This is a genomic window from Pseudoxanthobacter soli DSM 19599 (assembly GCF_900148505.1).
GTDB lineage: Bacteria > Pseudomonadota > Alphaproteobacteria > Rhizobiales > Segnochrobactraceae > Pseudoxanthobacter > Pseudoxanthobacter soli.
Window position 1 is genome coordinate 61,559 of sequence record NZ_FRXO01000015.1, and the last position, 13,542, is coordinate 75,100.

General features: G+C 68.5%; 12 protein-coding genes. All 12 read right to left on the minus strand.

The features are described from left to right. Window positions 1-382: 382 nt before the first annotated feature. Window positions 383-1,684, minus strand: coding sequence for an MFS transporter (locus BUF17_RS21050; protein WP_073632469.1), 1,302 nt, complete (start codon window positions 1,682-1,684; stop codon window positions 383-385). A 190-nt stretch (window positions 1,685-1,874) separates the two neighbouring features. After that, window positions 1,875-2,366, minus strand: coding sequence for a GNAT family N-acetyltransferase (locus tag BUF17_RS21055; RefSeq protein WP_073632471.1), 492 nt, complete (start codon window positions 2,364-2,366; stop codon window positions 1,875-1,877). A 2-nt stretch (window positions 2,367-2,368) separates the two neighbouring features. Next, window positions 2,369-2,662: a type II toxin-antitoxin system TacA family antitoxin gene (locus tag BUF17_RS21060; protein WP_073632473.1), complete on the minus strand. Its 294-nt coding sequence runs from the start codon at window positions 2,660-2,662 to the stop codon at window positions 2,369-2,371. 142 nt (window positions 2,663-2,804) lie between these two features. Next, the gene (pgi, locus tag BUF17_RS21065; protein WP_073632560.1) at window positions 2,805-4,457 is read right to left on the minus strand and encodes a glucose-6-phosphate isomerase; all 1,653 of its coding nucleotides are present in this window, start codon (window positions 4,455-4,457) and stop codon (window positions 2,805-2,807) included. 136 nt (window positions 4,458-4,593) lie between these two features. After that, a complete protein-coding gene (locus tag BUF17_RS21070) occupies window positions 4,594-6,039 on the minus strand; it encodes an AmpG family muropeptide MFS transporter (protein WP_073632475.1) in 1,446 nt (481 codons plus the stop codon). Between the two features lie 146 nt (window positions 6,040-6,185). Beyond that, the gene (locus tag BUF17_RS21075) at window positions 6,186-7,220 is read right to left on the minus strand and encodes an RluA family pseudouridine synthase (RefSeq protein WP_073632477.1); all 1,035 of its coding nucleotides are present in this window, start codon (window positions 7,218-7,220) and stop codon (window positions 6,186-6,188) included. A gap of 128 nt (window positions 7,221-7,348) precedes the next feature. Beyond that, window positions 7,349-7,732 carry a fluoride efflux transporter CrcB gene (crcB, locus tag BUF17_RS21080; protein WP_073632479.1) on the minus strand — a complete coding sequence of 128 codons (384 nt, stop codon included), beginning with the start codon at window positions 7,730-7,732 and terminating at the stop codon, window positions 7,349-7,351. Window positions 7,733-7,884: 152 nt separating this feature from the next. Beyond that, the gene (locus tag BUF17_RS21085) at window positions 7,885-9,195 is read right to left on the minus strand and encodes a replication-associated recombination protein A (RefSeq protein WP_073632482.1); all 1,311 of its coding nucleotides are present in this window, start codon (window positions 9,193-9,195) and stop codon (window positions 7,885-7,887) included. A gap of 204 nt (window positions 9,196-9,399) precedes the next feature. Further along, complete coding sequence (locus tag BUF17_RS21090; RefSeq protein ID WP_244530982.1) at window positions 9,400-10,923, minus strand: DegQ family serine endoprotease; 1,524 nt, start codon at window positions 10,921-10,923, stop codon at window positions 9,400-9,402. 455 nt (window positions 10,924-11,378) lie between these two features. Beyond that, window positions 11,379-11,801: a 50S ribosomal protein L17 gene (gene rplQ, locus BUF17_RS21095; RefSeq protein ID WP_073632484.1), complete on the minus strand. Its 423-nt coding sequence runs from the start codon at window positions 11,799-11,801 to the stop codon at window positions 11,379-11,381. Window positions 11,802-11,870: 69 nt separating this feature from the next. Then, window positions 11,871-12,902, minus strand: a complete 1,032-nt coding sequence (locus BUF17_RS21100; protein WP_244530983.1) for a DNA-directed RNA polymerase subunit alpha — start codon at window positions 12,900-12,902, stop codon at window positions 11,871-11,873. 153 nt (window positions 12,903-13,055) lie between these two features. Then, a complete protein-coding gene (rpsK, locus tag BUF17_RS21105) occupies window positions 13,056-13,445 on the minus strand; it encodes a 30S ribosomal protein S11 (RefSeq protein WP_073632488.1) in 390 nt (129 codons plus the stop codon). Window positions 13,446-13,542 lie beyond the last annotated feature (97 nt).

Sequence of the window (13,542 nt, forward strand, 5' to 3'; positions counted from 1 at the left end):
ACATCGCCCGCGTTTCGAGAACCGGCGCAGATGCCCGTCGTCCGGATCGCGTCGGTCCGGACGCGTCAGGCTGCGGCCTGCGTGCGGTCGCAGCCGTTCCGACCCCACGGTCCAGCGGCAACCGGCCGAAGGCCGGCCATTGTTCCGGTGGGCTCGCCATGCGTTCGGCTGTCCTGCTCCTGATCCGGCCTCGCCCGCGATTCCGTTCGGCACCACGGGATTCGCCCGTCGGCCCATCTCGCCCCGAGCCTGTTGCGAAGTCCATCGCTGCCGGTCAAATCGGACCGATTTGAGAACGGCGCCCGCTCATCCACACCGAAAACGACCCGGGGGGCACGTCTCGCGACGCGCCCCCGGCAATGCTGCGGCGAAGGAGGCCGGTTCAGGCGTGGACGCGGCTGTTCCGTGTTCTGGCCGGGGATGCGACGAGATAGATGCCGATCGCGACACCGAGCAGGCCGGCGAGCACGACATAATAGGCCGGCGCCAGCGGCTCGCCGCGCATCCACACACTGACGACGAGCGGGGTCAGGCCGCCGAACACGGCATAGGCGACATTGTAGGAGAACGAGATGCCGCTGAAGCGCACCGCCGGCGGGAAGGCCTGGATCATCACGAACGGGATCGCCCCGATCACGCCCACGGAGAGGCCGGCGATGCCATAGAGCGGCACCAGCAGGTGCGGCGCGTCGCCGATGTGGAAATAGAGCACGAACGCCGTCACCGCCATCGCGAGGCAGCCGACGATCAGCACCTTGCCGGCGCCGAAGCGGTCGGCGAGCGCACCGGAGGCGACACAGCCGAGCGTCAGCAGCAGCGTCGCGACCGCGTTGGCGGCGAGCGCGTCGCGCGGCGCGATGCCGTAGGCCTTCTCAAGAAGCGCCGGGGTCATCAGGATGATGACGACGACGCCCGCCGACAGCACCCAGGTCAGCAGCATGGAGATCGCGACGCCGCCGACATGGTCGCGCAGCACGGTCTTCAGCGGCAGTTCGGCGGCGAGAGCCTTGCGGGCCTGCATCTCCTGGAACACCGGCGTTTCTTCCAGCCAGCGGCGGAGATAGACCGAGACGAGCCCGAACACGCCGCCGAGCACGAACGCGAGGCGCCATCCATAGGACGCCACCTCGGCCGGCGTGAGCCAGTCGTTGATGGCGCTCGCCACCAGCGAGCCGATCATGATGCCGGCCGTCAGGCCGCAGGTCAGCAGCCCCGCCGCGAAGCCGACGCGGTGGCGCGGCGCGTGTTCCGCCACGAACACCCACGCGCCCGGCACCTCGCCGCCGATGGCCGCGCCCTGCAGCACGCGCATCGCCAAAAGGCCGATCGGCGCCCAGATGCCGATGGAGGCGAAGGTCGGCATCACGCCGATCGCCAGCGTCGACAGCGCCATCAGGAGGATGGAGAGCGTGAACATCCGCTTGCGGCCGAACCGGTCGCCGAAATGGGCGATGACGATGCCGCCGAGCGGGCGCGCCAGATAGCCGGCGGCGAAGATCGCGAACGCCTGCACGCTGCGCAGCCAGTCCGGCATTTCCGGCGGGAAGAACAGCTGCCCGACGACCCCGACGAAGAACACGTAGATGATGAAGTCGTAGAACTCCAACGCGCCGCCCAGGGCGGAAAGCGTCAGCGTGCGGTAATCGCGCCGGTTCAAGGGCCGGCCGACGGCAATCTCGGTCATGACGGTCTCGTGGTCTGGATGCTGCGCGCGCCGCGGCCGGGGAGGAAGCGCCTGCGGGGCCGGCATCGATGCGGGCTTTGCGCGCCCTCATTATGGCGGAAATGCGGCTTGCGCAATAAACCTCACCGCAGACCGGCCATGCACGACATAAACGGGCGTCTTGCTGCAATCGGCGGTGCGAACGGTCGATCTATGAAGAAGCGGTGTCGATCAGCGAGAGGACGAGCGTCATCGGATGACGCGGCGTGCCGGTGAAACCGTGGTGCTCGTAGAACGTTCGGGCATCGTCCGAAATGGCGTGTACGAGAATGCCCCGGATGCCCAGGATGGCGGACGCGTGGCGGACGCGCAGCACGGCATCCTGCAGCAACGCGACGCCGAGGCCTCGCCCCTGCATCGAGCGGTCGACCGCGAGCCTGCCGAGAACGGCCATCGGAATCGGGTCGGGCATGTTCCGCCGCAGCCGGCCGGTCGCATCCGACGACGCGAGCGCACCCGATGCCAGCGCGTAATATCCTACCACCCGGCGTTCCGCTGTGGTCACGACATAGGTGCGGGACGCGCCGGAAATCTGGTTTGCCAGGGCGCGCCGCCGCAGCCAGTCGTCGAGCGCCGCTTCGCCGGACTGGAATGCCGTCAAGACATGCGTCTCCAGCAGCGGTGCCGGCGCATGAAGCTCCACGCTCAGTCTTTCCACGGCTTCGGCGCGCGCATCAGCCGCTCATATCCCTCACCGGAGGGCGGGCGGTCGAGAACGGAGAGGAAGTGCTCGAAGGTCTCATGGTCGACGCGCACGAAGGCACGATCAAGCAATGCGTGCTCCGCGGCCAGGCGAGCGGCATCGATCATGAAGTCGGAGCGCGTCTTGCCGGCAATCTGCGCGGCCCGATCGATCAGGTCCCGAACATCCTCGCGCACCCGCAGGTTTACCGGGCGCGTCGCAGCCGCAGGCAAAGTCTCCTTCGATGGCGAGGCCATGTTCTCTTCCCTTCCGGCTCCGGCCCATCAGATACACATTGTGTACCCAGCATACCATCCAACGTCGCCCGAAAACAGTCGGGGCAGCGAGCGTGATCGCTCGCCGCCCCGGTCTCTCACCTGTCCGTTGATCCGGACTGGATCAGGTGTTGTAGCCGACCACCGAACCGTTGGCGTGGAGGTGGGCGACGAGGCCGGCGGTGGAGGAATCGAACGTGGCAGGGTCCGCCTTGCCGTCGATCACCGGCTGCAGCGACAGCGCCAGTTCCTTGCCGAGTTCCACGCCCCACTGGTCGAACGAGTTGATGCCCCAGATCGCGCCTTCGACGAACACGGTGTGCTCGTAGAGCGCGAGCAGGCGGCCGACCGTGAACGGATCGAGCTTGGCATAGGCGATGGTCGTGGTCGGCCGGTTGCCCGGGAACACCTTGTGGGGCGCGAGGCGCGCGGCCTCGTCCGGAGCCATGCCGGCGGCGAGAAGCTGCGCCGTCGCCTCCTCCAGCGTGCGGCCTTCCATCAGCGCCTTGGTCTGGGCGAGGCAGTTGGCGACGAGGTAGCCGTGCTGGTGGGGAAGCTGGTGCGGCTCCGCGGCGATCAGGAAGTCGGCCGGGATCACGTCGGTGCCCTGATGGATGAGCTGGTAGAAGGCGTGCTGGCCGTTGGTGCCGGGCTCGCCCCAGACCACAGGGCCGGTTGCGGTCTTCGCCGGCGTGCCGTCGCGGGTGACGCGCTTGCCGTTCGATTCCATGTCGAGCTGCTGCAGGTGGGCGGCGAAGCGCGACAGGTGCTGGTCGTAGGGCAGGATCGCCTTGGTCGGGAAGCCCCAGACATTGCGGTACCACACCCCGAGCAGGCCCTGGATCACCGGCAGGTTTTCCAGCAGCGGCGCGGTGCGGAAGTGCTCGTCCATGGCGTGGCCGCCGGCGAGGAACGCCTCGAAATTGTCGGCTCCGACGGCGAGTTCGACCGAGAGGCCGATCGCCGACCACACCGAATAGCGCCCGCCGACCCAGTCCCAGAACCCGAAGGCGCGGTCTTCCGGAATGCCGAACGCGGCGATCTTGGTGAGGTTGGTCGAGAGCGCCGCGAAGTGGGAACCGACCGCGGCGTCGCCGAGCTTGTCCACCACCCACGCCCGCGCGGTGCCGGCATTGGTCATGGTCTCGAGCGTGGTGAAGGTCTTGGAGGCGACGAGGAACAGCGTCGTTTCCGGATCGAGCGTCGCCAGCGTGTCGTGGATGTGGGCGCCGTCGACATTGGAGACGTAGTGCACCGCCGGCCCGTCGCCGCGATAGGGCGCGAGCGCCAGCGTCACCATCGCCGGGCCGAGATCGGAGCCGCCGATGCCGATATTGACGACGTCGGTGATGCGCTTGCCGGTCGCGCCCGCGATGGCGCCGGACCGCACGCCCTCGGCGAAGGCGCGCATCCGCGCCAGCACCTCGTTGACCTCGGGCATCACGTCCTTGCCGGCGGAATAGATCGGCCGGTTGGAGCGGTTGCGCAGGGCGACGTGCAGCACCGAACGATGCTCGGTGAAATTGATCGGCTCGCCCGCGAACATCCGCGCGCGAAGCCCCTCGACATCGGCGGCCCGCGCGAGATCGGCCAGGAGGTCGAAGGTCTCGCGGGTGGCGCGATGCTTGGAATAGTCGATCAGCAGGTCGTCGACCTTGAGCGAGAACCGGGCGAAGCGGTCCTTGTCGGCCTTGAACAGGTCGCGCATGTGCACGCCGTCGAAGGTGGCGCGGTGCGCTTCGAGACGGGCGAGTGCTTCAGCGACGGCGTCGGTCATCGGTTGCTCCGGCTTCTTGGGCGCCCGGCTGGGCGCGCCGACCATCGGATGATAAAGGCGCGGATAGTCTCGCTGGCGGGGATGTCTGGACGGAGACGGTCGGATGAACGCGAAGCCGGGGCGACCTTGTGCCGCCTCAGGCTGCGCGCCGCGCCTCGCGCCGCTTGAGCACGCCCAGAAGGGCGAGCCCCGGCAGGGCCAGCAGCGTGGCGATCACATAGTACCAGACCCATCCCGCATAGGCGACGACGAAGCCCGCCGGCGCCGCCAGCGTCACCCGCGCCATGCCCTCGAGCGAGGTAAGCAGCGCGAACTGGGTGGCGGTGTAGTCGCGGTTGGAACAGAGCTTGGAGAGATAGGCCGCCATCACCGTGCCGCCGATGCCGGTGGCGAAGTTCTCCAGTGCGATGGTGCCGCACAGCGTGGTCGCGGCCCACAGGCCCTGGAGGCCGTGCTCGGAAATCGACGTCAGCGTGATGCGCTTCACCCCGTCGGCTCCGACCACGCCCACCGCCTCGACGAGATGCGGCAGGTCCAGCGCCGGCCAAACGAAGGTGATGTTGGTGGCCATCTGGCCGATGGTGGCGATCCACAGAGCCTTCATCACGCCGATGCGGTTCGCCAGGATGCCGCCGACGAACCCGCCCGCGATCACCGAGAAGAAGCCGAACGGCCATTGCAGCGCCGCGTAGGTCGCCTTCTCGAAACCCATGGTGAGGAAGAAATAGGTGCGCAGTTCCGTGGTGAAGGCGTCGCCGAGCTTGAACAGCAGCACGAACAGCAGGATCAGCCACCACGCGTCCTTCTTCACGAAGTCGCGGAACGGATCGACCACGGCGCTGCGGAAGCGGCCCTCGGCGCGGTGGGCGAAGCGCGGCGCCTGCGCCGCCCAGTCCTCCTTCGCCAGGAAGGTGCCGACGATGCCGATCAGCACGAGGCTCGAAACCGCGATGAAGCCGAGATGCCAGGCTTCCGCCTGCGGCACGCCCGACGCCTCGATCCACGACACCAGCCCGACCGTGCCGGCGAACGACACCAGCATCGCCACCCGGTAGGCGGCGAGGAAATTGGCGGTGCCGGCGGCCTGTTCGCTCTCTTCGAGCGATTCGATGCGCAGCGCGTCGACGGCGATGTCCTGTGTCGCCGACAGGAACGCCACCACGACCGCGACCGCGGCGACGCCCATCCGGTCCACCGCGGGATCGAACAGGCCGAGGCAGGCGATCGCCGCCATCAGCAGGATCTGGATGGAGAGCAGCCAGGCCCGGCGGTGGCCCAGAAGCCGCGACAGGCCGGGGATGGCGAAGCCGTCGATGGCGGGCGACCAGACGAATTTCCAGCCATAGGCGATGCCGACCAGCCCGAACAGGCCGATGGTCTCGACGCTGACGCCGGTCTCGGTCAGCCACGCCTGCAAGGTGGAGCCGGTCAGCTGCAGCGGCAGGCCCGACGAGAAGCCGAGCAGCAGCATGACGGCGACCCGCCGCCGGCCGTAGACGGCGAACAGGCGGGCGAGCCAGCCGAGCGGCGGCGCGGCTTCCGCGGCGCCCTGGGATGGGGCTGAAGTGGTCGGCTCGCTCACCCTGTCGGCCTCGTTGTCCGCTCTCGCGCGGCACCCGCCGCGCTTTGGCGGATCATGCCCCGGCATCGGTTAACGGATGCGAATCAAGCCGGCCCAGCATGGCGGCATCGGCCCGCCGCCGCCAGCCGTCCGGAGCCGGACGAGGCTCACTCGTCGGGAGAGTCCTCGATCGGATCGTAGATCGAGCTGTCGAAGCCGAGCAGGTTGAACGACTGCTGCATATGGTCCGGCAGCGGCGCCGACACATCGAGCACGCCGCCAGCCGGATGCGGGATGATGATCCGCCGGGCGTGGAGGTGCAGGCGGTTCTGGATGCCGCCGGGCAGCTGCCAGTTCTCGATGTTGAAATATTTGGGATCGCCGATGATCGGGTGGCCCATATGGGCGGCGTGGGCGCGAAGCTGGTGGGTGCGCCCCGTCACCGGCCGCATTGAAAGCCAGGCGATCTGCTGGGCTGCCTGGTCGACGACGGCATAATAGGTCAGCGCGTGCACCGCCTCGTCCTCGCCGTGCTGGGCGATGCGCATGCGCTCGCCCTCCGGCCCCGGCTCCTTGGCGAGGAAGGTGGAGATGCGGCCCTGCCGCGGCTTCGGCACGCCCTTGACGAGCGACCAGTAGATTTTCTTGGTCTGGCGGGCGCGGAACGAGCCGGTCAGCTTCTCCGCCGCCAGCCGCGTGCGCGCCACCACCAGAATGCCCGAGGTGTCGCGGTCGATGCGGTGGACGAGGCGCGGCTTCTGGCCCTTGGCGTCGCGGAAGGCTTCCAGCATGCCGTCGACATGGCGCGTCAGGCCTGAACCGCCCTGCACGGCAAGGCCCGCCGGCTTGTTGAACACGAAGGTCTCGCGATCCTCGTGCAGGATGAGGCTTTCCAGGAACGCGCGGTCGCTCGGCCGGCCGGCCGGGGCCAGCCGCTCGCCGCGCTCCTCGCCGCCACCGCCGCCGGCCCAGGGCGAGGCGCCCGCCGGCCCGTCGGTCGGCATCGGCGGGATGCGCACGCCCTGCCCCGACGCCAGCCGCGTCGATGCCTTGACGCGCGCGCCGTCGACCCGGATCTGCCCCGAGCGCAACAATTTCTGCAGCTGGACGAAGCCCAGCCCCGGATAATGAGCCTTGAACCAGCGATCGAGACGCATGCCGTCTTCGTCGCGGCCAACGGTGATGGTGTAGACGCCTGCCATGATGCCCCGTAGGTGGCAGGTTCCCGCCCGGTTCGCAAGCGCGGAATAGTGCGGGCGCCTGCGCGCGCCGCGCGCGGCTCGGCCGGCCGGCGCGTCTTCCGTTCGGATCGAGCCGGTCGGAAAGCGCTCTACTGGAACAGCATCCGCCCGCCGAGCATCCCGGCGGCGACGGCCAGCAGCGACAGCACCACGGAACCCAGCACATAGGCGGCCGCCAGCATCAGCTCGCCGCGCTCCCACAGCACGAAGCTGTCGAGCGAGAACGTGGAGAACGTGGTGTAGCCGCCGAGCACACCGGTGGTGAAGAACACCCGGAACCACTTCGAAGCGGTCGGCTCCTGGAAGGCCAGCCACGAGATCACCGCGCCCATGATGAACGAGCCGGTGATGTTGATGAAGAACGTCCCCCAGGGAAACGCCATCCCGAACGTCTTCATCGCGAACATGCCGACATAGTAACGCACCAGGGCGCCGAGGCCGCCCCCGACGAACACCAGCATTGCATCGGACATCGGTCTTCCCCAGCTAGCCTGTCACGACGGCAAGGCGGCGGTCCGGCCCCGCCGCGCATCGTCGTGGCACGCTAATCCATCGGCCTGAAAAGGGGAATGCGGCTCTCCGCCATGCGGATGCACAGAGTGGCCGGGGGCCTATCGCGACCGCATCAGCCTTCGTTGCGGCTGCGCCTCAGCTCCGCCCATCGGGCGAGCCGCTCGCCGAGCACCTTCTCGAAGCCGCGCGGCGTCGGCCGGTAGAAGCTCTGGCGGCCGATGGCTTCGGGAAAATAGTCCTGCCCCGAGAAGGCGTCCGGCTCGTCGTGGTCGTAGCGGTAGCCGGTGCCGTAGCCCTCGGATTTCATCAGCCTGGTCGGCGCGTTCAGGATCGTCTTCGGCGGCACCAGCGAGCCGTTCTCCTTGGCGACGCGCATCGCGGCCTTGTAGGCGTTGTAGGCGGCATTGGATTTCGGCGCGGTGGCGAGATAGATCGCCGTCTGCGCCAGCGCCAGCTCGCCCTCCGGGCTGCCGAGGAAGTGATAGGCGTCCTTGGCCGCGTTCGCGACCACCAGCGCCTGCGGATCGGCAAGACCGATATCCTCCACCGCCATGCGCACCAGCCGCCGCGCCACGAACAGCGGGTCCTCGCCGGCATCGAGCATCCGGCAGAGATAATAGAGCGCCGCATCGGGATCCGAGCCGCGCACCGACTTGTGCAGCGCCGAGATCAGGTTGTAGTGCCCGTCTTCGGACTTGTCGTAGATCGGCGCCCGGCGTTGCAGCACCGCCTGCAGCCGCTCGGCGTCGAAGATCTCGCCCTCGCCGGCGGCGCGCCAGACCTCCTCCGCGAGCGTCAGCGCGGCGCGGCCGTCGCCGTCGGCCATGCGCACCAGCACGCCGCGCGCCTCCTTGTCGAGCGGCAGGCGCCGCTTCTCCACCTCTTCGGCGCGGCCGAGCAGGCGCATCACCGCCTCGCCGTCGAGCGGGCGGAACACCAGCACCTGCGCGCGCGACAAAAGCGCGGCATTCAGTTCGAACGACGGGTTTTCCGTGGTGGCGCCAACGAGCGTGACCGTGCCGTCTTCCATCACCGGCAGGAAGGAATCCTGCTGGGCCTTGTTGAAGCGGTGGATCTCGTCGACGAACAGCAGCGTGCCCTTGCCCATGGCGCGGCGGCCGCGGGCGGCATCGAACAGCTTCTTCAGGTCCGCCACGCCGGTGTGGATCGCCGACACCTGCTCGAAGGCGAGATCGGTCTCGCCCGCCAGCAGCCGCGCGACCGTGGTCTTGCCGGTGCCGGGCGGGCCCCAGAACACCAGGCTGCCGACGGAGCCGGAGCGCAGCATCCGCGTCAGGGTTCCGTCCGGCCCGACCAGATGGTCCTGGCCGACGACTTCGGAGAGCTTCCTCGGCCGCAGGCGGTCGGCCAGCGGACGCGGCGCGGACCGCTCGAAACCGGCGGCGGCGAACAGATCGGACATGGCGGAACCCCGGGCATCCGCCGCCGGCGCGCCTGAACAACGCAGGGACCGGTGTGCGGCAGCGATCTCAACACGGCCCGGAGTAACGCCCCGTTCGGATCGGCTCGATCGGAACGGAACGCCGCCGGACGGCCTTGCATAGTGGATCGACAAGGCCGCTTCCAGCGCCTTGCCGCCTGTCGCCGAGAGGCCGACGGTCGAGGCCTACCCCCTCAGCGCGATCTGGAGCACCCTGCCCTCGCGTTCGACCGCGATCCGCCACACCGGCGCCCGGCGCGCGGTGAGCTTGGCGAGCTGCGCGGTCGTGTCGATGGCGGTGCCGTTGACCTCCAGCACGATATCGCCCGCGACGAAGCCCACCTGCGCGGCGATGGAGTTGGCCGCGACGCGCGAGACCGCTACCCCCTTGCGGTCGCCCGGCAGCCGCAGCTCGTCATTGACCGCCGGGGACAGGTTCATCACCGTCGCGCCCGCGAACGGCGACACGCCGTCGAGATTGCGCGCATCGCGGGCCGGAACCTCCGGCGCCTGAACCAGCGCAACCGCAAGCGACAGCGTTTCCTCGCCACGGCGGATGCCGAGCGCCACCGTGCCGCCGAGCGGTTTGGTGGCGAAGCGGTAGCCGAAGCTGTCGGGATCGTCGATCTCGACGCCATCGACCGAGACGACGAGGTCGCCGACCTCGAGACCCGCCTTCGCGGCGGGGCTGCCCGCCACTACGGCGGTCACGATCGCGCCCTCGGGCCTGTCGAGGCCGAGGCCGTCGGCGATATCGGCCGTCACCGTCTGGAGCGTCGCGCCCAGCCACGGCCGGCGGATCACGCCACCCTGCCGAGCGGCGTCGACCACCTGCCGCACCATGTTGGCGGGAATCGCGAAACCGATGCCGATCGAACCGCCGGAGCGGGAGAAGATCGCGGTGTTGATGCCCACGACGTTGCCCTTCATGTCCACAAGCGCGCCGCCGGAATTGCCGGGATTGATCGCGGCATCGGTCTGGATGAAGAACTGATAGTCGGTGATGCCGACCTGGGTGCGCGCCAGCGCCGAGACGATGCCCTGGGTGACCGTCTGGCCGACGCCGAACGGATTGCCGACCGCCAGCACGATGTCGCCGACCTCCAGCTTGTCGGAATCGCCGAGCGTCAGCGCCGGGAACGTGCCTTGCGCGCCGCGGATGCGCAGCACGGCGAGATCGGTCTTCTCGTCCTTCAGCACGATGTCGGCATCGAATTCGCGCCGGTCGGCGAGCGCGACGCGCACGGCGTCGGCATCCTTGATGACGTGGTTGTTGGTGACGATGATGCCGGAGGGATCGACGATCACGCCCGAGCCGAGCGACTGGAGCTGCCGTTGCCGGGTGGGTCCGCGCAGGCCGTCGCCGCCGCCGAAGAACCGCCGGAACAGCGGATCGTCGCCGAACGGCGAAGACGGCTGCGCCACGATGCGCGAGGCATAGACGTTCACGACCGCCGGCACGACGCTCTTCACGACGGGCGCGAAGGAGAGCGTGATCTCCGCCTTGCTCGTCGGCACGCGCACGGCTGGCGCCGCCGGAGCCGCAGGCGCGGCGTTCTGAGCGACCGAGCTCTGCACGAACAAAGCCGCCCCGCCGGCACCGAGCCCGAGCGCGACGACAGCCGCGACGGCAATCCGGCTGAAGGCGCGCGGAACACGCGTCAGGGGAAAACGCGGCGTCGGGAAACGTGGCATCCGGAAACCTGGCATTCGCTCTTCCTCACCCACTTTTCGGCTCTGAAGGGCCTTCCGGTCTGGCAGACTCACCGGACCGACAGGAAACCGCCCCAGATTCAAAGACTTGAGAGCATTCCGTCCGGACCGGCATGATCTGAACGGAAAAGGCTCGGGCCGCGGTGGCGATGGCAGCAAGCAAACACGACAGGAAAACGGCAGAGCGGCGTGCCGCCGACGCGCCACGGAACGTGCGCGCCCGATCCACCGCCGGTCGCCGTCGGCCTCCGCGCTACCCCCGCCTCAGGCACGCCGGCCCGCCTCTCGCCGCCACCCGCAGGAGCCGCATGATCACCATACCCCCGGTCGCCCGCACCGCGATGCGCCGCGCGCAGAGGTGGCCGTCATCGAACGAAAAAGGGGCGGCCCGAAGACCGCCCCCGATTCAAACCTGAGACAGGAACCCGCGCCGGACCAAGCCGGCCAACGGATCACGCCGCTTCGGCAGCAGCCTCGGCCTCGGCGCGCGCGCGATCGGCGGCACCCTTGGCAGCCGGATCGCGATCGACGAGCTCGATCACCGCAACGGCGGCCGCGTCACCCTGGCGGAAGCCCGCCTTCAGCACGCGGGTGTAGCCGCCGGCGCGCTCCTTGTAGCGAGGGCCGAGGGTGTCGAACAGCTTCCGGACCGTCTCCAGGTCCTTGATCTGCGCGATGGCCTGGCGGCGGGCGTGCAGGTCGCCGCGCTTGCCGAGGGTGATCAGCTTCTCGACGATCGGACGCAGGTCCTTCGCCTTCGGCAGGGTTGTCACGATCTGCTCGTGCTGGATCAGCGACACCGCCAGATTGGCGAACAAAGACTTGCGGTGGGCGCTGTCCCGACCGAGCTTGCGACCGCTGTTCGCGTGGCGCATGGCCCTCTCCTACTTCTCGAATTCCGTCGTGTCACCGAAAGCGGGCGGCCGAAACCGCCGGGATCGCTCTCAGTAGTGATGATCTTCGTAACGCTTGGCCAGCTCTTCGATATTCTCAGGCGGCCAGTTCTCGATTTCCATGCCGAGGTGCAGACCCATCTGGGCCAGCACTTCCTTGATCTCGTTCAGCGACTTGCGGCCGAAGTTCGGGGTGCGAAGCATCTCCGCCTCCGTCTTCTGGATCAGGTCGCCGATATAGACGATGTTGTCGTTCTTCAGGCAGTTGGCCGAACGGACCGAAAGCTCCAGCTCGTCGACCTTCTTGAGAAGCGCGGGGTTGAACGCCGGGAGCGGAACGTCGTCGCGGATCTCCTCGCGGCGCGGCTCTTCGAAGTTCACGAACACCGACAGCTGGTCCTGCAGGATGCGGGCGGCATAGGCCACCGCGTCGTCCGGCACCACCGAACCGTCGGTCTCGATGGACAGCGTCAGCTTGTCGTAATCGAGCACCTGGCCCTCACGGGTGTTCTCGACCCGGTAGGACACCTTCTTGACCGGCGAATAGAGGCTGTCGACGGGGATGAGCCCGATCGGCGCGTCTTCCGGCCGGTTGCGCTCGGCCGGGACATAGCCCTTGCCGGTGTTGACCGTGAACTCGATGCGGATGTCGGCACCGTCGTCGAGCGTGCAGAGCACGAGATCGGGGTTCAGAACCTCGATGTCGCCCACCGTCTGGATGTCGCCGGCGGTCACGACGCCGGGGCCCTGCTTGCGCAGCACCATCCGCTTCGGGCCTTCGCCCTGCATGCGGAGCGCGACTTCCTTGATGTTGAGGATGATGTCGGTCACATCCTCGCGCACGCCGGCGATCGACGAGAACTCGTGCAGCACGCCGTCGATCTGTACCGCCGTCACCGCCGCACCCTGGAGCGACGACAGCAGCACGCGACGAAGCGCATTGCCGAGCGTCAGGCCGAAGCCGCGCTCCAGCGGCTCGGCCACGACGGTCGCGATCCGCTTCGGATCATCGCCCACCTTGACGTCGAGCTTGGTCGGGCGGATCAACTCCTGCCAATTCTTCTGGATGGTCACGGTCCGCACCCTTTCACATCACCGCCCTATGAAGCGCATCGCCTCCTGAGCGCCCCCGGGATCGCGGCCAGGGGTCCGCCATTCAAGTGAAGGCGCCGGCTCAAGGACACGGCGCTTCAGATCGGGCGGGCCGCATCGCGGCGCCCCACCCGACAAGCGTCCTCAGACGCGGCGGCGCTTGCGCGGCCGGCAGCCATTGTGCGGGATCGGGGTCACGTCGCGGATCGACGTCACCATGAAGCCCGCGGCCTGGAGAGCACGCAGCGCCGATTCACGACCCGAACCCGGACCGCACACCTCGACCTCGAGGGTGCGCATGCCGTGCTCCTGCGCCTTGCGCGCCGCGTCCTCGGCGGCGACCTGCGCGGCGTAGGGGGTCGACTTGCGCGAGCCCTTGAAGCCCATCGTGCCGGCGGACGACCACGAGATCGCGTTGCCCTGGGCATCGGTGATGGTGATCATGGTGTTGTTGAACGACGCGTTGACGTGAGCGACGCCAGACGAGATGTTCTTGCGCTCGCGGCGGCGGACGCGCGTGGCTTCTTTCGCCATGGTCTTTCAATTCTCCAACATCGAACCGGCATCACGCCGGGATACCGTGGTCCCGCACCAGATGAAGGCGTCGGGAAACCCGGGCCTCGACCGAACG

What these genes read in the sequence shown, in the direction of transcription:
- BUF17_RS21050 (WP_073632469.1), bottom strand. Translation starts at nt 1,684, where the DNA reads ATGACCGAGATTGCCGTCGGCCGGCCCTTGAACCGGCGCGATTACCGC.
- BUF17_RS21060 (WP_073632473.1), bottom strand. Translation starts at nt 2,662, where the DNA reads ATGGCCTCGCCATCGAAGGAGACTTTGCCTGCGGCTGCGACGCGCCCG.
- pgi (WP_073632560.1), bottom strand. Translation starts at nt 4,457, where the DNA reads ATGACCGACGCCGTCGCTGAAGCACTCGCCCGTCTCGAAGCGCACCGC.
- BUF17_RS21075 (WP_073632477.1), bottom strand. Translation starts at nt 7,220, where the DNA reads ATGGCAGGCGTCTACACCATCACCGTTGGCCGCGACGAAGACGGCATG.
- crcB (WP_073632479.1), bottom strand. Translation starts at nt 7,732, where the DNA reads ATGTCCGATGCAATGCTGGTGTTCGTCGGGGGCGGCCTCGGCGCCCTG.
- BUF17_RS21085 (WP_073632482.1), bottom strand. Translation starts at nt 9,195, where the DNA reads ATGTCCGATCTGTTCGCCGCCGCCGGTTTCGAGCGGTCCGCGCCGCGT.
- BUF17_RS21090 (WP_244530982.1), bottom strand. Translation starts at nt 10,923, where the DNA reads ATGCCAGGTTTCCGGATGCCACGTTTCCCGACGCCGCGTTTTCCCCTG.
- rplQ (WP_073632484.1), bottom strand. Translation starts at nt 11,801, where the DNA reads ATGCGCCACGCGAACAGCGGTCGCAAGCTCGGTCGGGACAGCGCCCAC.
- rpsK (WP_073632488.1), bottom strand. Translation starts at nt 13,445, where the DNA reads ATGGCGAAAGAAGCCACGCGCGTCCGCCGCCGCGAGCGCAAGAACATC.